16 protein-coding genes are annotated in these 19,073 nt (G+C 73.9%); 10 read left to right on the forward strand and 6 right to left on the reverse strand.

The window, feature by feature from the left end; translation table 11 throughout:
* Positions 1–75: 75 nt before the first annotated feature.
* A complete protein-coding gene (locus AMK27_RS34160; RefSeq protein WP_073917201.1) occupies positions 76–789 on the forward strand; it encodes an antibiotic biosynthesis monooxygenase in 714 nt (237 codons plus the stop codon).
* Positions 790–844: 55 nt separating this feature from the next.
* On the opposite strand, the gene AMK27_RS34165 is transcribed toward AMK27_RS34160, so the two are convergent.
* Positions 845–2,704, reverse strand: a complete 1,860-nt coding sequence (locus tag AMK27_RS34165; protein WP_073917202.1) for an endonuclease/exonuclease/phosphatase family protein — start codon at positions 2,702–2,704, stop codon at positions 845–847.
* A gap of 243 nt (positions 2,705–2,947) precedes the next feature.
* Here AMK27_RS34165 and AMK27_RS34170 point away from each other — a divergent pair, with 243 nt between their 5' ends.
* From AMK27_RS34170 to AMK27_RS34185, 4 genes are all read left to right on the forward strand, one after another.
* Positions 2,948–4,408, forward strand: coding sequence for a hypothetical protein (locus tag AMK27_RS34170; protein WP_073917204.1), 1,461 nt, complete (start codon positions 2,948–2,950; stop codon positions 4,406–4,408).
* A gap of 280 nt (positions 4,409–4,688) precedes the next feature.
* Entirely contained in the window at positions 4,689–6,137 is a 1,449-nt protein-coding gene (locus AMK27_RS34175) for an alkaline phosphatase PhoX (protein ID WP_073917206.1), read from the forward strand.
* A 66-nt stretch (positions 6,138–6,203) separates the two neighbouring features.
* The gene (locus AMK27_RS34180) at positions 6,204–6,974 is read left to right on the forward strand and encodes a GntR family transcriptional regulator (RefSeq protein ID WP_241847686.1); all 771 of its coding nucleotides are present in this window, start codon (positions 6,204–6,206) and stop codon (positions 6,972–6,974) included.
* A gap of 216 nt (positions 6,975–7,190) precedes the next feature.
* The gene (locus AMK27_RS34185) at positions 7,191–8,210 is read left to right on the forward strand and encodes a 1-aminocyclopropane-1-carboxylate deaminase (protein ID WP_073917207.1); all 1,020 of its coding nucleotides are present in this window, start codon (positions 7,191–7,193) and stop codon (positions 8,208–8,210) included.
* A 60-nt stretch (positions 8,211–8,270) separates the two neighbouring features.
* Here AMK27_RS34185 and AMK27_RS34190 read toward each other — a convergent pair whose 3' ends face one another.
* Positions 8,271–9,515, reverse strand: a complete 1,245-nt coding sequence (locus AMK27_RS34190) for a TerD family protein (RefSeq protein ID WP_198955981.1) — start codon at positions 9,513–9,515, stop codon at positions 8,271–8,273.
* Between the two features lie 36 nt (positions 9,516–9,551).
* Entirely contained in the window at positions 9,552–9,791 is a 240-nt protein-coding gene (locus AMK27_RS34195; protein WP_079188679.1) for a hypothetical protein, read from the reverse strand.
* Between the two features lie 148 nt (positions 9,792–9,939).
* On the opposite strand from AMK27_RS34195, the gene AMK27_RS34200 reads away from it, so the two are divergent.
* Positions 9,940–10,875, forward strand: a complete 936-nt coding sequence (locus AMK27_RS34200; RefSeq protein ID WP_073917212.1) for an AraC family transcriptional regulator — start codon at positions 9,940–9,942, stop codon at positions 10,873–10,875.
* Between the two features lie 306 nt (positions 10,876–11,181).
* Here the strand turns inward: AMK27_RS34200 and AMK27_RS34205 are convergent, their stop codons facing one another.
* The gene (locus AMK27_RS34205) at positions 11,182–11,940 is read right to left on the reverse strand and encodes an SDR family oxidoreductase (protein ID WP_073917213.1); all 759 of its coding nucleotides are present in this window, start codon (positions 11,938–11,940) and stop codon (positions 11,182–11,184) included.
* Between the two features lie 20 nt (positions 11,941–11,960).
* On the reverse strand, positions 11,961–12,770 hold the full coding sequence (locus AMK27_RS34210; RefSeq protein WP_073917215.1) for an NAD-dependent epimerase/dehydratase family protein: 810 nt from the start codon (positions 12,768–12,770) through the stop codon (positions 11,961–11,963).
* A 260-nt stretch (positions 12,771–13,030) separates the two neighbouring features.
* Here AMK27_RS34210 and AMK27_RS34215 point away from each other — a divergent pair, with 260 nt between their 5' ends.
* On the forward strand, positions 13,031–13,963 hold the full coding sequence (locus tag AMK27_RS34215) for a 5-dehydro-4-deoxyglucarate dehydratase (protein ID WP_073917217.1): 933 nt from the start codon (positions 13,031–13,033) through the stop codon (positions 13,961–13,963).
* A 98-nt stretch (positions 13,964–14,061) separates the two neighbouring features.
* Positions 14,062–15,195, forward strand: coding sequence for a hypothetical protein (locus AMK27_RS34220; RefSeq protein WP_073917392.1), 1,134 nt, complete (start codon positions 14,062–14,064; stop codon positions 15,193–15,195).
* Between the two features lie 151 nt (positions 15,196–15,346).
* Here AMK27_RS34220 and AMK27_RS34225 read toward each other — a convergent pair whose 3' ends face one another.
* Complete coding sequence (locus AMK27_RS34225; protein WP_073917219.1) at positions 15,347–16,072, reverse strand: GntR family transcriptional regulator; 726 nt, start codon at positions 16,070–16,072, stop codon at positions 15,347–15,349.
* A 210-nt stretch (positions 16,073–16,282) separates the two neighbouring features.
* On the opposite strand from AMK27_RS34225, the gene AMK27_RS34230 reads away from it, so the two are divergent.
* Together AMK27_RS34230 and AMK27_RS34235 are read left to right on the forward strand one after the other, a co-directional pair.
* Positions 16,283–17,539, forward strand: coding sequence for an amidohydrolase (locus AMK27_RS34230; protein ID WP_073917221.1), 1,257 nt, complete (start codon positions 16,283–16,285; stop codon positions 17,537–17,539).
* Positions 17,536–19,023: an APC family permease gene (locus AMK27_RS34235; protein ID WP_073917223.1), complete on the forward strand. Its 1,488-nt coding sequence runs from the start codon at positions 17,536–17,538 to the stop codon at positions 19,021–19,023. The genes AMK27_RS34230 and AMK27_RS34235 overlap by 4 nt, the downstream gene beginning before the upstream one ends.
* The last annotated feature ends 50 nt before the right edge of the window (positions 19,024–19,073 follow it).

Consider the following 19,073-nt stretch of genomic DNA (forward strand, 5'->3'; position numbering starts at 1 on the left):
CGGGGGTTGACCTCAACCAAGGTTGAGGGACCACGGTGGAGCCATCCGAGGAACCCCCGAGGAACAGGAGACCCCATGAACGCCGTCGCCCACCCCGACGCCCGCCCCGACCTCCACCGCCCCGGAGTCGGCGCCGTCCTCGTCAGCACCTGGCGGGTCGGCACCCCCGAGCGCCAGCGCGCGGCCGTCGACGCCATCCGCACGGCGTGGGAGAACCGCGCATGGCCGGACCTCGGGCTGCTCTCGTACAGCGTCTCCATCGGGACCGACGGCGACACGCTGCTGCACTACTCGCAGTGGACCGCCGAACAGGACTACGAGGACTTCGTCCGCACCTACCGCGACGACCGGAACGCCGAGATCGACGCCGCCGTGCCCGGCGTCGAGCGGGTGGAGCTCCGCCGCTACGGGCCGATCCACCGCTCCGCCGTCCGCGACAGGCCGGGCACGGGGGAGCTGCCCGGGACCGTCGTGGCCGTCGAGGCCGACTTCGGCGGGCCGGAGACGGGAAGCCGGGAGGACTGGGTGGACACCGTGTTCGCCGCCATGGACGAGGACGCGGCGCTGCGGCCGGGGTCCGGCGGGTCCGGCGTCCACTTCCATCTGTCCACCGACGGCGGCCGGGTCCTGAACTACGCCGAGTGGGAGAGCGAGCAGGCGCACGTGGAGTGGCTGGCGGACGACGCCCGACTGAGCGAGGCCTGGACACGGGTGCACCGCCATCCGGGGCTCGTGGGCAGCCGGGTGAAGCGGTACACGCCCGCGCTCAGCCTGAGCGCGGGCGTGTGACACGGCCGGACGGCCCGGAGCGGCTCGTCGCCGCGCCGGGCCGCCCCGGGGTGAACTACGGGCGGAAGCGCACGACCTGGGGGTCGTGGTCGCTGTCCTGGTCGGCGAACTCCGCGTTGATGTGGACGCTGTCGTAGTCGAAGTGGCGCACGCCGGGGCTCGTCAGGATCTGGTCGAGCACCTGGCTGTTGCCCTGGTAGACGTACGAGTAGCGCTCGCTGCGGGGCAGCGACTTCACGGCCGGGTACAGCGCGCCGCCGTCGGTCAGCGCCTTCGTCGTCCCGGAGAACTCGAAGTCGTTGATGTCGCCGACGACGAGGACGTCGGCCTGCTTCTCGACCGCGAGGAGCTGCTTCACGAAGCCGTTGACGGACTGCGCCTGGAGCAGTCGCTTGGCCTCGGAGGAGCGGGCCGGCGGCTGGTGGTGCGAGACGATGGACTCGTCGCCGCCCTTCGAGCCGAAGTGGTTGGCGATCACGAAGACCGTGCGGCCGCGGAAGACGAACTCGCCCGCGAGCGGCTTGCGGCTGCTCTCCCAGGCGGTGTTCGACGGGTCGATCCGGCCGGGGGAGACCGTCAGGGCCGCGTGGCCCTTGCGTCCCGTCACGCCGGTGGCGGAGCTCGGGTCGGTGGCCGCGCGGTCGGTGAAGGAGACCCGCTCGGGGTTGAAGAGGAAGACCTGACGGATATTGCCGCCGGGCTCGCCCCCGTCCTTGTTGTTCTCCGGGTCGACCGAGCGCCACTCGTACGCCGGGCCGCCGGCCGCCACGATCGCGTCCGTGAACTTCTTCACCGTCTGGTCGGCGGCGACCGTGCCGTCGTTCTTGGCGCCGTTGTTGTCCTGGATCTCCTCCAGGGCGAGGATGTCGGGCGAGGCGAGGTTCGCGACGACCGCCTTCGCGAGCGCGTCGAACTTCTCCTGCGGGTCGGTCGGGTCGAGGTTCTCGACGTTGTACGTCGCCACGGCCAGCTCGTTCCGCTGCTGCTTGTCCGTGGACTCGCGCTCCAGGCCCCGGTCGACGACCGTGCCGAGGGTGCGGGCGGTGAGGGTGTAGCCGCCGAACTGGTTGAAGTCGAGCGGGCCCTCGGTGGTGCCGGTCAGCCGGTCGCCGACGTTCGCCTTGGGGAAGGGCTGCTGGGCGACCGGGGTCAGCGACTGGATCTGGAGCCGGCCGGTGTTCTGCGACTCGTACGAGCCGTAGACCGTGCCGCCGCGCCGGTTTCGGTTCTCCCAGGGCTTCACCGTGACCCACAGCTCGGAGTACGGGTCGGTGGCGCCGACCACGCGCGAGGAGCCGATCCGGACGTTGGTGCCCTCCAGGGACTCGTAGTAGTCCAGGGCGTACGTGCGGGGCTTCAGGGTCAGGCCGTTGATCGAGCCCGCGGCGGCCGGGTCGCCCTCGGGGGTGTACGCGTCGGGGACGGACCAGGACGAGATGGTCACCGGGGCGGGGACGGGGTTGCCCTGCGAGACCACGGTGACGACCGGCTTCGAGAGCTGGGTCAGCGACTGGTTGCCCGAGGTCAGCCCGCCGGGGACGTACTCGGTGACCGTGCCGCTCAGGCTGACCGCGTCACCGACGGCGACCGTCGGGACGGAGCTGGTGAAGACGAAGAGGCCCTCGCTGGTGGCGGGGTTGCCGTCGCCCTCGGGGTCCTGGATCCAGAAGCCCCGCGAGCCGTAGGTGCGGACGCCGGTGACGATGCCCGTCACGCCCGAGACCTGCTGGCCGACGAGCGGCGAGACGCGCGTGGTGCCCTGGATGTCGTGGATGCGGACACCGGCCGCGTCCTCGGCGGCGGCGTTCGTCGAACCGGCCAGCAGACCCGCGGCGAGAGCGGCGGCGACGACGGCGGAGACCGCCGCGGAGCGCGCGACGGTGCGGCCGGCAGATCTCGGTATGGAGGAAGGCATCAGGGGACTCCGAGGGTGCTTGGAGGAACGGCAGATGAATCTACGCGCGTCAATCTCTTTGCACAGCGCCCAACTTGTCAAGAGTCGACGGGTGTACGAAGGCTGACGGACACATGAACCGACGGACGGCCCCCCGGATGCGTCTACGCTGAGAGCCGCGCTCCGAGCCCGCCTCCGAGCCCCCGCACCCCTTCACCCCGCCAGTCACCCTTCACCCACGGACGCGTCGAGGAGACCCCCCAGATGTCAGCGGAGCACCCCACCCTTCCCCCCGTTCGGCTGCGTGCGGACGCGGAGCTGGCCCGGGACGCGCTGGCGGCCCCCCTCCTCGCGAACGCGGTACGGCTCGCCCGCTGGGCCGGACCCGACACCCGGGTCGACGCGGGCGGCGAACTCGTCGACGAGCAACTGCCCGAGGCCGTCGAGGTGCTGGGCCTCATCGACGACGAGGACGCCGAGATCTCGGCGGGCGACGCCTGGCGCCTCGCCGTCGACACCGGCCTGGTCAACGTCGAGGACGGCGAGGAGGACGAGGCCGGCGATGCGCCCGGGCGGGCCTCGGCCGGCGACAACCTCGCGGTCGTCACGGGCGGTTCGCCCCAGGACGTCCTCGCGCTCTGGCTGGACGGCTTCGACGTGGTCTTCGCCGACGCCGTCGCCCCCGTCATCGATGACCTGGACGAGATCGTCGGCGAGGACGGCGAGATCGACATCGAGTCGCTCGACTGGGACCCGGAGATCGAGGCCGAGTTCCTGGAGGGCGTCCTCGGCAACCTCTACCTGCTCACCGTCAGCGAGGGCGGGCCCGGCGAGGGCCCGGTGCCGCTGCCCGCGCTCGCCGCGTCGATGGTCGTCCCCGACGACATGGGCGAACCGACCGACGACGTCCTGGAGCAGGTCTCGGACGCGATGATGCGCCTCGACGAGCAGTTCCGGCTGCTCGAACCGATCGGGCTCGTCGAGTACCAGCCCGTCGACGAGGCGCTGATGGCCGAGGAGGGCGAGGAGCCCGCGCCGCCCATCGACGACGAGGACGTCACGCGGTACGGCATGGTCCGGCTCACCGAGCTCGGCCTCTACGGCATCCGGGCCCGGATGCTGGAGGCCGGCGTGGACGCCCCCGCCGTCGGCGACCTCGCCGACAAGGGCGCCGACGTGCTGCTCGACGGGATCTCCGGCTACCCGGAGGCCGCCGCCCGCGAGGAGACCGCCGCCTGGCTGACCGGCCGCGACGCGCTCACCGCCGCCCGCGAGCTGCTGCACGCCGCGCGCGGCTCGGACGCCGGCTCGCCGCTGCGCCGCCTGCACTGCCAGCAGACGCTGTCCCTGGTGGGCGCCGAGGCGGAGCCCGCCGTACGGGAGGTCCTGGACGACGCGGAACTCGGCGGTCTCGCCCGGGTCTGGCTCGCCGAGCGGGGCGCGGCGGACGTGCCCGCGCCGCCGGAGTCGATGATCTTCTGGCTGGCGATCGACACGATCGCGGCCCAGCTCGACGCGGACGGCGACCTGCAGGAGCTCCAGGAGCTGATCGAGGGGCTCACCGGACGGCACAGCGGCTTCTTCGAGGCGGCCTGGCGGGTGGACCACCCGGCGACCGCGGAGGTCCTGGAGGCGATGGGACGCCTGCACCGCGACAAGAGCGCGGCGAAGGAGGCCCGCAAGGCGGCCTTCAAGGCCCGGTCGCGGGCGGGCTCGGGCGCGTAGCGGCGGAGGAGCGGCGGGGCCCCGCCGGACGGCGCGTCCGGCGGAGGGACGGGCCGGGGTCGCAGGGCGGTGCGTCCGGCGGGGGCCCGGGCCGGGGTCGCAGGGCGGTGCGTCCGGCGGTGCCTGGGCCGGGGTCGCAGGGCGGTGCGTCCGGCGGAAGAACGGGCCGGGGCCGCCGGGCAGTGCGTCCGGCGGTGTTCCTGTGGCGTTCAGGCGGTGTTCGCGGCGGCACGGGAGGGTGGCCCGCGACATCCGGGCCAGCACAGGGAGACCGTCACACATGCCCCTCAACCGCAGAGAGTTCACGAAGCAGTCCGCCGCCGCCGGTGCGGGCCTCGCCCTCACCGGCGTCGTCGGCGCTCTCGCCACCGCGCCCGAGGCCCTCGCCTCCGACGACCTGGACGCGTACGGAGCCGGTCACGGCCACGACCACGGTCAGGGGAACGGCCACGGCCACCGGCTCGGGTACGGAGAGCTCGTCGCCGACCCCGAGGGGATGCTCGCCCTGCCCGCCGGGTTCTCGTACCGCGTCATCACCCACAGCGGTGTGACCCGGCTGGAGTCCGGCGAGTTCACGCCCTCCAACCACGACGGCACCGCCGCCTTCGCCGGACCGCGCGGCACCACGTACCTGGTCAACAACCACGAGCTCAAGGGCACCCGCGACAAGTGGGCCCACCCGGTCCCGCTCACCGAGGGCCTCGTCTACGACCCGGCGGCGGCCGGCGGCTGCACGGTCGTCGAGGTGCACCGGGACGGCACCGTCGCCGAGTGGGTCGGCATCGCCGGCACCTCCACCAACTGCGCGGGCGGCAGCACCGCCTGGGGCACCTGGCTGACGGGCGAGGAGAACTCGGACCGCGCCGGCGTCAACGGCATGACCAAGGACCACGGGTACATCTTCGAGGTCGACCCCCGCGACCGCCGCGCCAACCGCGCACCGAAGCCCATCAAGGCCTTCGGCCGGTACGACCACGAGGCCGTCGTCATCGACCCCCGGCGCGGCCACGCGTACCTCACCGAGGACGCCTCCAATCCCAACGGGCTGCTCTTCCGCTGGGTGCCGCCGAAGGGCTTCGAGCACGGCCGGGGCAAGCTCCGTACCCTCGCCGACGACGCCGGTGTGCTCCAGGCCGCCAAGTGTGTCGACTCCGCCGGCCGCTTCGTGGACGACCTCTCCCGGGCGAGCCGGATCGGCACCGTCTACGGCGTGGACTGGGTCGACGTCCCGGACCGCGACGGCCGCACCGTCTCCGTCCGCAAGCAGTTCGCGGACGGCCGGATCACCCGCGCCCGCAAGCTGGAGGGCATGTGGTGGGCCGACGGCGGCGCGTACGTCGTCTCCTCCTACGCGCGCGAGGAGAGCCCGGGTGCCGCGCACGACGGCCAGGTCTGGTTCTACGACCCCAAGCGCCGCACGCTCACCCTCAAGGTGCTGCTCGGCGTGAACGCCGCCCCGGACGTGGACGGTGCCTTCGACGGCCCCGACAACATCACCGTCTCCCCGTACGGCGGGCTCGTCATCGCCGAGGACGGCGAGGGCGTCCAGCACCTCTTCGGCGCCACCGACTCGGGCCGCACCTACCCGATCGCCCGCAACGACCTCAACGGCAGCGAGTTCACCGGCGTGACCTTCTCGCCCGACGGTGACACCCTGTTCGCGAACATCCAGGACCCGGGCATCATGGTGGCGATCACCGGACCGTGGCGCCGCCAGCCGCGCCGCTGACCTGCACCCGGCCTTCACTTCTGACCTCTGGTCAGCTCCATGGACTGACATCTAACATGTCAGTCCATGGACGCATTACGGCCCGTGGGCCGGACCCTGCTGCGAGACCGGGCCTACGAGGCGCTGCGCGAGGCCATCGTGCGCGGAGACCTCGCCCCCGGCGCCCCCCTCAAGGACGCCGACCTCGCCGACCGGCTCGGGCTCTCGCGCGCACCCGTGCGCGAGGCGCTGGCCCGGCTCGGCGACGAGGGGCTCGTCGAGTCCAAGCCGCAGAGCTACACCCGGGTGACCCGGCCGGTCAGCCGGGTCGTCCGGGACGCCGCCTCGGTGGTCCGGGTGATGCACGAACTCGCCGCCAGGACCGGTGTGCCCCTGCTGGGGCCCGAGGGCATCCGGGCCATGCGCGAGGCCAACGAGCGCTTCGCCGCGGCCGTCCGCGCCTCCGACGTCGAGGCCGCCCTCCAGGCCGACGACGAGCTGCACCAGGTCCTCGTCGTCGCCAGCGGCAACCACGCGGCCGCCGCCACGATCGCCCGGTACACCCCTCTGATCCGCCGTGTCGAGCGGCGCCTCTTCGGCGACGCCGGGAGCTGCGGCTCGGCCGAACTGCACGCGCGGCTCATCGAGGCGTGCGCGGCGGGGGACGCGGGGGAGGCGGTCCGGGTCACCACGGAGATCTGGGCGGCCCTCGAACAGCTCGCGGACGACGCCATCGAGGTGGCGGAGGTGACGGGCATCCCGGCGCCGGGGTCCGCCCCGTCCGCGGAGTCCCGCACGGCGCCCGAGCCCGCCGCGTCCCCGGCGTCTCCCGCGGCGCCCGGGTCCGCGGCTCCGTAGCGCGCCCGGACCACCCCGCCCGCCCGCGACCCGCGCCCCTCTCCACGCCGCCCGTGTCCGGCCCGCGAGCCGTCCTCACGGGCGGCCGCACCCGTCTCCGTCCCGTCCTCGCACGGGTCTCCGCACCCGCACCCGCACCCGCACCCGCACCCGCATCCGCACCCGTATCCCTGTCCAGGAACGTCGACCAGCAGCCGTCACTCACCGGGAGCCGCATTGCCGATCACCGACTTCGACCGCTACCCGCTCCTCTTCGGGCCCTCGCCGGTCCACCCCCTCGAACGGCTCACCCACCACCTCGGCGGCGCCACCCTCTGGGCCAAGCGCGAGGACTGCAACTCCGGTGTGGCGTACGGCGGGAACAAGACCCGCAAGCTGGAGTACCTGGTCGCCGACGCCCTCGCCCAGGGCTGCGACACCCTCGTCTCCATCGGCGGCGTCCAGTCCAACCACACCCGCCAGGTCGCCGCCGTCGCCGCCCGCGCCGGGCTGCGCTGCGTCCTCGTCCAGGAGAGCTGGGTCGACTGGCCCGACTCCGTCTACGACAAGGTCGGCAACATCCTGATCAGCCGCCTCGCGGGCGCCGACGTGCGCCTGGTGAAGGCGGGCTTCGGGATCGGCTTCAAGGAGAGCTGGGAGCTGGCCCTGCGGGAGGTCGAGGAGAGCGGCGGGAAGCCGTACGCGATCCCGGCGGGCGCCTCGGACCACCGGCTCGGCGGGCTCGGCTTCGCGAACTGGGCGTACGAGGTGGCGGACCAGGAGCGTGAGCTCGGCGTCTTCTTCGACACGGTGGTCGTCTGCTCGGTGACCGGCTCCACCCAGGCCGGCATGGTCGCGGGCTTCGCCGCGCTCGCCGAGGAGGTGGGCGGCCCGGCCCGCCGGATCATCGGCGTCGACGCCTCCGCGAAGCCCGTACCGACGCATGAGCAGATCACCCGGATCGCCCGGGACACCGCCGCGCTCATCGGGGTCGAGCGCCCGGTGACGGCCGCCGACGTCGAGCTGGACGAGCGGTACCACGCCGGGGTGTACGGCGTCCCGGACGAGGCCACCCTCGACGCGATGAGGCTCGCCGCCCGCACCGAGGGCATGGTCACCGACCCGGTGTACGAGGGGAAGTCGATGGCGGGACTGATCGATCTGGTGGACCGGGGGGAGATCGGCCGGGACTCGACCGTGCTCTACGCCCACCTCGGCGGCCAGCCCGCCCTCAACGCGTACAGCGCCCTGTTCTGACCGCGCGGACCCCCTGTTCCGACCGGGCGGACCCGGTTCGGAACAGGGGGATCCGGTCGCTCAGAGTGCCTGGGCGGCCGGCTTCACCATGCCCCGGACGGTCCGCGACTTCACGAACTCGCCCATCGCCGTCATCTCCCACTCGCCGGTGAACTGCTTGATCAGCTTGGCCATCATCACGCCGGTCTGCGGCTCGGCGGTGGTCAGGTCGAAGCGGACCAGCTCCTCGCCCGTCGCCGCGTCGATCAGCCGGCAGTAGGCCTTGGCGACCTCGGTGAACTTCTGGCCCGAGAACGAGTTCACGGTGAAGACCAGGCCGGTCGCGTCGGCGGGCAGCCGGCCGAGGTCGACGACGATCACCTCGTCGTCGCCCGCGCCCTCACCGGTGAGGTTGTCGCCGGAGTGCTTCACCGAGCCGTTGAGGATGGACAGCTTGCCGAAGTAGCAGCTGTCGAGGTGGTTGCGCTGCGGGCCGTACGCGATGACGGAGGCGTCCAGGTCGATGTCCTTGCCCCGGTACGCGGGCTCCCAGCCGAGGCCCATCTTGACCTGGGAGAGCAGCGGGCGGCCGCCCTTGACCAGGGACACCGTCTGGTTCTTCTGGAGGCTGACCCGGCCCTTGTCGAGGTTGATCTTGCCGGAGGCGGCGGGGACCGGGGGAGCGGCCGGCGCGCCGGCCGCGATGCGGGGGTCCACGGCGGCGACGGGCGGCGCCGGCGGGACCGGGGGCGCCACCGGCGGGGCGACGGGCGCGGGCGGGGCGACGGGGGCCGGTGCGGCCGCGGCCGGGGCGGCGGCCGGCTCGTCGTCCACCGAGACGCCGAAGTCGGTCGCGATGCCCGCGAGGCCGTTCGCATAGCCCTGGCCGACGGCGCGGGCCTTCCACGCGCCGTTGCGCAGGTAGATCTCGACGACGACGAGCGCCGTCTCGGTGGCCAGCTGGGGAGGGGTGAAGGTGGCGAGGACGCTGCCGTCGTCCGCGTTGCGAAGGGTGGCGGTGGGCTCGATGCCCTGGAAGGTCTGGCCCGCGGCGTCGGGGCTCGCGGTGACGACGATCCTCTCGATGCCGGCCGGGACGGCGCCGGTGTCCACCAGGATCGCGTCGGGGGCGGCACCGCCGCCGGAGCGGTAGGTGACGCCGGGGCCGGACGGCTGGTTGTAGAAGATGAAGTCGTCGTCCGAGCGCACCTTGCCGTTGGCGCCGAGCAGCAGGCCCGAGACGTCGAGCCGCACCGGGGCGGCGACGTCCACCGCCACGCGAGCGACGGTGAGGGGGATGTTCGAGCCGGGGGTCATTGCGGTCATGCCAGGGCTAACGATCCGGGTCCCTTTGCCGTTCCCTTACCCTCGGCCGGTTCGGCCACCTTGATTACGGGGGTGGTTCCTCGCCTGCCGCTCGTTGCCGAAGCGGTACGCGCCCGTCCACCGGGCCATGACGAGCTGGGCGTCGCCCGACTCGACCTCGGCGAGGAACTTCTCCGCGCGGGCGCCGCGCAGCACGCCCGCGGCGCGGCCCAGGTGGGTGAGGACCACCGAGCCGTCCCGGCGCTGTTCGTAGGTGAATCCATGGGGTCGTGGCATGCCGGGCATCCTGCCGTTCCCGGTCAGATCCGTCATATGAATATTCTTTCGACCCATGGGTGCAGTGGGGGCGCAGGGGCCGGTGGTACCGGCGGGGGCGGGGGGCGCTGTGAGACCGGTCGACAGGAACTGTTTCCGGACACAGGACGTGGACGAGGCACGCGTCGAGCTCGACGCCCGCTACTACGCGAACCGGATGGACCTCGTCGACCGCGAGCACCGCCCCTTCGCGGCCCGCTTCGACACGGTCGTGCTCGGCCCGCTGGTCATCGGCGACCTGAGCTGCGGCGCCGATGTGCGGATGAGCTTCGGGGAACTGGGCGCCTACCACCTGAACGCGCCGCTCAGCGGGCGGATGGAGATGCGCCAGGGCGGTGCCTCCGTCGTCGCGACGGAGGCCGAGGCCCTGCTCCTCGACCCGGCGGGCGACACCTTCCTCGACCGCTGGACCGGGGACTGCAGGACCCTGTCGGTGAAGGTCGGGGCGGCCGAACTGCGCGACCGCCTGGAGGCGCTGATCGGCCGCCCGCCCCGGGGCCCGCTCGTCTTCGCGCCCGGCCTGGACATCACCCGCGGTCCCGGTCTGAGCTGGGTGCGCTTCGCCCGCCAGGTCGCCGCGGAGGCCCTGGCCGGAGAGGGCCTCGCCCGGCACGAACTGGTGGCGCGCCCCTTGCAGGAGGCCCTGCTCAACGGGCTGCTGCTGGCCGCCGAGCACCCCTGGCGCGAGGCGCTCGCGCACCCGGGGGAGCCGCGGCGGCCGGCTCCGGTCAAGCGGGTGATGGACGCGGTGCGGGAGCGGCCCGAGCATCCCTTCACGACCACCGAGCTGGCCGCCCTCGCCCGGGTGAGCGTGCGCCGGCTCCAGGAGTCGTTCCGCGAGTACGTGGGGATGTCGCCGATGGCGTACGTACGGGAGGTCCGCCTCGACCGGGTCCGCGAGGAGCTGCGGGCGGCCGCACCGGACGAGGTGGGCGTGAGCGAGGTGGCCTGGCGCTGGGGCTTCGCCCACCAGGGCCGCTTCGCGGCGCGCTACCGGGAGAAGTTCGGCGAGTCGCCGTCGGAGACCTTGCGCGGGTGCCGCTGAGAGGGCTGTGCGATGTCCGCGCGACGGCTGCTGGGCGTTCGGCGTGCGCCGGGGCGCACAAGGGGGCGCGTAATTCTCTGACCGGCGGGGTTCCCTGCGTCAACCCACCGCGCATTCCGGACAGGGGTCGCGTTCCGCGGCTCGCGATGATCTTCGTCCGGGCCTACGGTGGGCAGGTCCGGCCGCCAGCGTGCGCGCCGTGACCCGGGCCCCGGCCGGCTCCCCCGTATCAGTCCGGCCGGGTCCTGCGTACCCCTCCCGCCGGCCTCTGCCGCTCCCGCTCGCCCGCCGGTCACGCCGGGATTCTCACGCGAGCCCTCCGTTGCTCATCAGCAGCTGCCCGTTGATCCACTGGCCTTCGGGGGAGCAGAGGAAGTCGACCAGGTGCGCGGTGTCCCGAGGGGTGCCGAGGCGGCCGAGCGGCGTCTGGCGCACCATCTCCTGCCGGAGCGGCTCCGTCATCCATCCGGTGTCCACCGGACCCGGATTGACGACGTTGGCGGTGACCCCGAGGTGGGCGAGCTCGCGCGCGGCGGCCAGGGTGATGCGGTCGAGCGCGCCCTTGCTCGCCCCGTACGGAAGGTTCCCCACGGTGTGGTCGCTCGTCAGGGCGACGACACGGCCGGTCCCCTGAGGGCCGGTGAACCGGCGGCCGTACTCCCGGATCAGCAGCCAGGACGCGCGCGCGTTGACCGCGAAATGCCGGTCGAAGCTCTCGACGGTGGTGTCCAGGAGCCCGGAGTCGACCGACTCGCAGTGGCACATGACGAGCGCCGTGACCGGGCGCCCGAGCCGCTCCTCGGCCGTGTCGAAGACGCGTCCGGGCGCCTCGGGGTCGGCCAGGTCGGCCTCGACGGCCGCGCAGGCGGCGCCCCGCGCGGTGAGCCGTCCGGTGACGGCCGCGGCCGCGCCCCGCTCCTCGCCCCACTCCATCCGCCGGTCGTACGGGGTCCAGTACGTGAACGCGATGTCCCAGCCGGACTCCGCGAGGCGGTCGGCGATGCCCGCGCCGATGCCGACCGTCCGGCCGACGCCGGTCACGAGGGCGAGTGGGCGGTGGCCCATGGTGTGCTCCTGTCGTCGTGTCAGTGCGGCCACCGGGGCGGGGTCACGCAGAAGTGGCCGCCCAGGTAGAGGGCGTCGGCGCTGTCCTCGGGAGGGAGGCCCTTGGCGGCGATGAGCTTCTCCGCGTAGACCTCCGAGTCGTCCTGCGGGGCGTACCCGAGCGCCCTGGCCGAGGAGAGGTCCCACCACGCGCGCGTGTTGGCGGACGAGCCGTACACGACCGTGTGGGCCACGTCCTCGGCGGTGAGCGCGGCGTGCAGGAGTCGGGCGCCGTCGGCGGGGCTGAGCCACATCGACAGCATCCGGACGGAGGTGGGCTCGGGGAAGCAGGAGCCGATGCGGACCGACACGGTCTCGACGCCGTGCAGGTCCCAGTAGAGCTGGGCCAGGTCCTCGCCGAAGCACTTGGACAGGCCGTAGAAGGTGTCGGGGCGGTGCGGGGTGCCGACCGGCACGAGGGGGTCGCCCTCGCGCGGCTGCCGGGTGAAGCCGACGGCGTGGTTGCTGGAGGCGAACACCACGCGCGGGACGCCCTCCTCGCGTGCGGCCTCGTAGAGGTGGTAGGTCCCGGCGATGTTGGCGGCCATGATCTTGTCGAAGGTCGACTCCAGGGAGATGCCCGCCAGGTGCACGATCGCGTCGACGCCCCGGACCGCCTCGCGCAGTGCCGCGCGGTCGGCGAGGTCGGCGACGATCGCGTCCGGCGCCCCCGGCACGGGGGCGACGTCCAGGAGGCGGAGCTCGTAGCCGTACGGGGGCAGCAGCTCCCGCATCAGCGTGCCGACGCCTCCGGCGGCGCCGGTGAGCAGGACGGTGCGGGGTACGGCCATGGAGCGGATCTCCTCCGTCGGGCGGCGTGCGGTGGCATTCAACTGCACGCCGTGGCATTCACGTGAGCGGAATTCACAACCGTGGACACGCTAGGGAGCGGTCCGACGGAGCGTCAAGAGTCTGCGGTGGGGTGCGTTCCCTCCTTGACCGGCCCTTCCGTGCTGTTCTAGCGTGCGAGGCGTCAGTGTTCAAGAATATGGATGACAGTCATAACTGTGCACGAGATGGCCCTGCACGACGGACTTCCCTGGGAGCGACCGTGACCACTGCCCCGCTCGCCGGCCGGCTCGACGGCCTGCTGTTCTTTCCCGTCACCGCCTTCGCGCCGGACGGCACCGTCGACCTCGACACCTTCCGCGCCCATGTGCGCGCGGGCGTCGACGCGGGCGCCGCCGCCGTGTTCGCCTGCTGCGGCACCGGCGAGTTCCACGCCCTCACCCCCGAGGAGTTCCGGGACTGCGTCGCCGCCGCCGTCGAGGAGACCGCCGGCCGCGTCCCCGTCGTCGCGGGCGCCGGCTACGGCACCGCCCTGGCCGTCCAGTACGCCCGGCTCGCCGAGGAGGCCGGCGCCGACGGGCTCCTCGCCATGCCGCCGTACCTCGTCGTCGCCGACCAGGCCGGACTGCTCCGCCACTACACCGAACTCGCCGCCGCCACATCGCTCGACGTCATCGTCTACCAGCGCGACAACGCGATCCTCACCCCGGCCACCGCCGTCGCACTCGCCCGTACGGACGGGATCATCGGCCTCAAGGACGGCCTCGGCGACCTCGACCTGATGCAGCGGATCGTCAGCGCGGTCCGCGCCGAGGGCCTCGGCCTGCTCTACTTCAACGGCCTGCCGACCGCCGAACTCACCGGCCCCGCCTACCGGGGCATCGGCGTCACCCTCTACTCCTCCGCCGTCTTCTGCTTCGCCCCCGACATCGCCCTCGCCTTCCACCGCGCGCTCACCACCGGCGACGACACCACGGTGAACCGGCTCGTCGACGACTTCTACCGGCCGCTCGTCGAACTCCGCGCCCAGGGCAGGGGATACGCCGTCTCGCTCGTCAAGGCCGCGGTGCGGCGGGAAGGATTGGACGTGGGACACGTACGGCCTCCGCTGAGCGAGCCCGCGCCCGAGCACGTCGACGCCCTCATGCTGCTCGTCGAGCGGGGCCGGGCCGCCCTGAAGGAGCTCGGCGCGTGAGCGGGGACGCGAAGGCGGCCGGGACCGCCGGGGCTTCAGAGGCTGCCGGAACAGTCGGCACCGAAGGGGCCGCCGGGGCCGGTGGTGCGGGCGGCGGCGTGCGCGCCGGTGCCTTCGTCTACCCCTGGGACGTCGACGCCGACCCCGCCGCGCCCGGGATGCTCGCCGGGCTCGGCCTCGCACAGGTCACCCTCGCCGCCTCGTACCACTCCACGCGGGCCCTGACCCCCCGCCACCCCGCCCACCGGATCGTCACCGCCGAACACGCCGCCGTGCTCTATCCGCCGGACCCGGACCGCTGGTCCGGCCGGCCGCTCCGCCCGTACCCGGCGGGGGAGTGGGCACCCGGCGACGCCTTCGGGCGGGCCGCGGAGGCCCTCGCGCCCACCGGCCTCGACGTGCACAGCTGGGTCGTGCTGGCGCACAACTCCCGGCTCGGCGCGGAGCATCCGGAGACCTCCGTCGTCAACGCCTACGGCGACCGCTACCCCTGGGCGCCCTGCGTGGCCCGCCCCGAGGTCCGCGAGCTGCTCGTGGACCTGGCCGCCGAGGCCGCCGTACGGCCGGGCGCCGCCGGAACCGAGCTGGAGTCCTGCGGCTGGTACGGCCTCGCCCATCTCCACGCCCACGACAAGACCGGCGGAGTCGCCCTCGGGGAGCGCGAGCAGTACCTGATGTCGCTCTGTTTCTGCTCCTCCTGCCGGGAGGGGTACGGGGCCGGGGGCGCCGATCCCGACGAGCTGGCCGCCGCCGTGCGCGGCGCCCTGGAGCCCGTCTGGGCCGGATCGGGGGCGCCGGGCGGGCTCGGCGCCCTGGAGGGCCCGGCCGCGGCCTGGCGCGCCGGCACCGCCCGCGGCTTCCAGGAGGCCGCCGTGGCCGCCGTACGGGCCGCGGCCCCGCCCGGCTTCCGGGTCCTGCTGCACGCCGACCCCGACCCGTACCGCTGCGGCGCCGACACCGGCACCGACCCGGCGCACGTCCTGGGACTCGCGGACGGGGTGGTCGCCCGGCCGCACCGGGTCGCGGAGTTCGCGGCCCACGCGCGCGCGGACACCGTCCTCGCGGCGAACCTGTCGGTCGTCACCGGCATGGGCGGCGCGCCGGACCGGCTGGCCGACGACGCGGAGCGGGCCCGCGCGGCGGGCGCCACCGAACTGCGGCTCTACCACGCCGGGCTGGCCTCGGACGCGGACCTGGCCGCCGTCCGGACGGCCCTGCGAAAGCGGGTCTAGGAAGCCCGCCGGGTAGCCGCGTCGGGAAGTCCCGCCGGCGAGCCCCGCCAGGAAGCTCCGCCAGGAAGCCCTGCCGGGGAGCCCTGCCGGGAAGTCCCGCTGAGAAGCCCTGCCGGGAAGCCCCGCCGAGAACCCCCGCCGGCAAGCCGCGTCAGGACGCCTCCGCCTCCGCCTGTTCCGTCTCGGCCCCCTCCGGGGGTGCGGCCAGCAGGCGGGCGGCGGAGGCGCGGGTGTCCGCCACATGGGCGCGGGCCAGCGCCTCCGCGCCGTCCTCGTCGCGGTCCCGGACGGCCTCGTAGAGCCGCTCGTGGGCCCCGCACATCGGCTCGCCGTCCGACTGCGCCGAGGTGAGCCGGAAGAGCCGCCGCAGCCGGGAGTCGAGCGGGGCCATCAGGTCCACCAGGAGCGGGTTGCCGGAGAGTTCGACGATCTGCCGGTGGAAGTCGGCGTTGAGGGAGACGGCCTCGCGGAGCCGTCCGGACTCCGCCGCCTTCCTGGCCCGCGCCAGCAACCGCTCGAGGTCCCGCAGTTGGGCGGGGCTCGCGTGCCGGGCGGCGAGCCGCGCGGCCAGGCCCTCCAGGTTCTCCCGTACGGCGAAGAGGTGCTCGGCGTCCTCCGGCCCGAAGTCCGCCACCACCGAGCCCCGGCGCGGCTGCACCGAGAGGAAGCCCTCCGACTCCAGGCGCTGCATCGCCTCGCGCACCGGAACCCGGGAGACCCGCAGCTCGTCGGCGATCTCCCGCTCCACGAGCCGCATGCCCGCCGGGTACTCCGCCTCGATGATCCGCTCGCGCAGCTCCACGTAGACCCGCTCCCGCAGGGACGGGTGGGTGTCCCCGATGGCGGTGCCGCGGGCGGCGGGGCGGTGGACGGTCACGGGGCGGCTCCAGTCGGGTGGATGTCGTACTCCATCGATCTTCGCAGACCCGTTCCCGGGGGAACCGTCGGCCCCGGCCCGGGAAACTCGGCCCCCGCAAACCGTTGCCTGGTATTCGGTATACCAGCTACCTTGGCGCCGCACCGCGCTCACCAGGGGAGATCTCGCCATGGCCCCGTCGAGCCGTACGGAATCCGCGAAGGAGAAGCCATGAGCGAGGCCCCGGCCCCGCCGCCCACCGCACCCGACGAGCCCACCGTGCTCGTCCGCAGCACGCTCCCCGACGGCCGCACCGCCGACGTCCACCTCCGCGACGGCCGCGTCCTCGCGGTCGAGGACCACGTCCCCGGCCGCCCCACCCCGCCCGGCGCCCTCGACCTCGCCGGCGCGCTGCTGCTGCCCGCCCTCGTCGACGGGCACGCCCACCTCGACAAGACCCTCCTCGGTGCCCCCTGGCGCCCGCACCGCGCCACCGCCACCCTGCGCGAGCAGATCGCCGCCGAACGCGCCTCCCGCCGCACCGAGGAGGTGCCCGTCGCCGAGCGGGCCGCCGCCCTCGCCTGCCGCATGGTCTCCCTCGGCACCGGCCACGTCCGCTCGCACGTCGACGTGGACCCGGACACCGGCCTCGACCATCTCCACGCCCTCCTGACCGTCCGGGAGAACGTCGGCGACCGGCTCGGCATCCAGCTCGTCGCCTTCCCGCAGAGCGGCGTCGTCACCGCGCCCGGCGTCGTCGACCTCCTCGACGCGGCCCTCGCCGACGGCGCCGACCTGATCGGCGGACTCGACCCGGTCGGGTTCGACGGCGACGCCGACGGCCAGCTCGACATCGTGTTCGGTCTCGCCCAGCGCCACGGCAAGGGCGTCGACCTCCACCTCCACGACGGCGGCGAGACCGGTACCGCGCAACTGCGGGACATCGCGGCCCGCACCGCCGCGCTCGGCCTCGGCGGCAAGGTCGCCGTCAGCCACGCCTACGCCCTCGGCGACGTCGGCGAGGCCGAACTCGACCGCACCTGCGCGGCCCTGGCCGCCGCCGGGGTCGCCATCATGACCAACGGCCCCAGCGGCCCGATGCCGCCCGTCCTGCGGCTGCGCGAGCAGGGCGTCCGGGTCTTCGCCGGCTCCGACAACATCCGCGACACCTGGTGGCCGTACGGCACCGCCGACATGCTCGAACGCGCCACGATCATCGGCCTCAGGGCCGGACTCATGACCGACGCCGAACTGGGCGCCGCCGCCTCCCTCGTCACGGACGAGGCGGCCGCCGCGCTCGGTCTCACGGCCTACGGCCTCACCCCGGGCAGCCGCGCCGACCTGGTCGCGGTCGCCGCGGGCTCCGTCGCCGAGGCCGTCGCCTCCCACCCGCGCCGACTGCTCGTGCTGCACGGCGGCCGGGTCGTCGGCCCCTTCGCCGACGACACCTACCCCGCACTCGTACCGGCCGCCGGAGGAGCGAGATGAGCACCGGAACCACCCCCCGTACGCCCCGCGAAGAGACGCGACGGGAGAAGGGGAGCCCGGAGGCGGGCAGGCTCGCCTCCGGCCGGATCGGCACCTTCGACCTCGTCTTCTTCGTCGTGGCCGCCGCCGCGCCGCTCACCGTCCTCGCCGGGGTCGCGCCCTTCGCCATCGGCATCGGCGGCCCCGGTGCCCCGCTCGCGTACCTGGTCTCCGGGGTGCTCCTCGCGCTCTTCGCCGCCGGATTCACGGCGATGAGCCTGCACGTCCGCAACGCCGGGGCCTTCTACGCGTACGTGGCCCGCGGCCTCGGCCGCACCCTCGGCGTCGGCACCGCGTACGTCGCCGTCGTCTCGTACAACCTCGTCACGCCCGGGGTCGCCGCCGCCTTCGGCTACTTCGCCGCCGGGTCGATCCGCGACTCCACGGGCGTCGACGTGCCGTGGTGGCTGCTCTCCGGGTTCTGCGTCCTCGCCGTCGGGGTGCTCGGCTGGCTGAAGGTCACGCTCAGCGCCAAGGTCCTCGGCATCGCCTTGGTCCTCGAAGTCCTGTCGCTCGTCGTCATGGACGGCGGCATCATCGGCGAGCGCGGCACGGCCGCCCTCGACCCCGCGTCCTTCGCGCCCTCGACGCTCGCCGCCGGCGGGGTCGCGGGCATGTTCGTCCTGGTCATCGGCGCCTTCACCGGCTTCGAGGCGACCGCGATCTTCGCCGAGGAGGTGCGCGAGCCGCGCCGGACCGTGCCCCGGGCCACCTTCATCGCGATCGGCTTCCTCGCGGTCTTCTACTCCCTGGGCTGCTGGCTCGTCATGGGCGCCTTCGGCACCGACGAGGCCGTGGAACTGGCCCGTGCGGCCGACGGACCGGAACTCACCTTCCGGGCCGCCGAGCTGTACGCCGGGCCCTGGCTGGCGGACGCCATGCACGGGCTCATCGTCGTCAGCGCCTTCGCCGCGACCCTCGCCTTCCACAACGCCGCCGCCCGCTACCTTTACGCCCTCGGCCGCGAGGGCCTGCTGCCCCGCCGGCTCGGCGCGGTCTCCGGCAGGCACGGCTCGCCCGTCGGCGCCGTCGCCGCCCAGACCGCCTTCAACCTGGCGGTCGTCGGCGCCGGAGCGCTCCTCGCCGCCGACCCGTACGGCGAGGTCTTCCTCTGGACCAACAGCGTCGGCGTCCTCGGCATCATGGGCATGCAGGCCCTCGCCGCGCTCGCCGTCTGGGCCTACTTCCGCCGCGACCGCCACGGCCTCTCTGCGGCCCGCGTGGTCTGGGCCCCGCTCGTCTCCTGTGCGGGCCTCGCGGTCCTCACCGTGCTGGCGGTGGTCCACTTCGACCTCCTCACGGGCCGCACGGGCGCCGTGAACACGGCCCTCCTCGTCCCGCTCCCCGTGGTCCTGGCGGCCGGCCTCCTGGTCGCGCTCCGCATCCGGCGCGCGGACCCGGAGCGGTACGCCTCCCTGACGACGGTGGACGTGGAACGCGACTGATCCGGTACGGGTACGGGGCCGGGGCCGCGCCCGCCCCCGTACCGCCCGGT

Origin of the sequence: Streptomyces sp. CB02009 (genome assembly GCF_001905825.1) — a bacterium.
Lineage (GTDB): Bacteria > Actinomycetota > Actinomycetes > Streptomycetales > Streptomycetaceae > Streptomyces.

Excerpts from the sequence above, each read along its gene's own strand:
- AMK27_RS34165 (WP_073917202.1), bottom strand. The coding sequence starts at position 2,704 with ATGCCTTCCTCCATACCGAGATCTGCCGGCCGCACCGTCGCGCGCTCC.
- AMK27_RS34195 (WP_079188679.1), bottom strand. The coding sequence starts at position 9,791 with ATGCCACGACCCCATGGATTCACCTACGAACAGCGCCGGGACGGCTCG.
- AMK27_RS34170 (WP_073917204.1), top strand. The coding sequence starts at position 2,948 with ATGTCAGCGGAGCACCCCACCCTTCCCCCCGTTCGGCTGCGTGCGGAC.
- AMK27_RS34235 (WP_073917223.1), top strand. The coding sequence starts at position 17,536 with ATGAGCACCGGAACCACCCCCCGTACGCCCCGCGAAGAGACGCGACGG.
- AMK27_RS34175 (WP_073917206.1), top strand. The coding sequence starts at position 4,689 with ATGCCCCTCAACCGCAGAGAGTTCACGAAGCAGTCCGCCGCCGCCGGT.
- AMK27_RS34160 (WP_073917201.1), top strand. The coding sequence starts at position 76 with ATGAACGCCGTCGCCCACCCCGACGCCCGCCCCGACCTCCACCGCCCC.
- AMK27_RS34230 (WP_073917221.1), top strand. The coding sequence starts at position 16,283 with ATGAGCGAGGCCCCGGCCCCGCCGCCCACCGCACCCGACGAGCCCACC.
- AMK27_RS34190 (WP_198955981.1), bottom strand. The coding sequence starts at position 9,515 with ATGACCGCAATGACCCCCGGCTCGAACATCCCCCTCACCGTCGCTCGC.
- AMK27_RS34205 (WP_073917213.1), bottom strand. The coding sequence starts at position 11,940 with ATGGGCCACCGCCCACTCGCCCTCGTGACCGGCGTCGGCCGGACGGTC.
- AMK27_RS34210 (WP_073917215.1), bottom strand. The coding sequence starts at position 12,770 with ATGGCCGTACCCCGCACCGTCCTGCTCACCGGCGCCGCCGGAGGCGTC.
- AMK27_RS34180 (WP_241847686.1), top strand. The coding sequence starts at position 6,204 with ATGGACGCATTACGGCCCGTGGGCCGGACCCTGCTGCGAGACCGGGCC.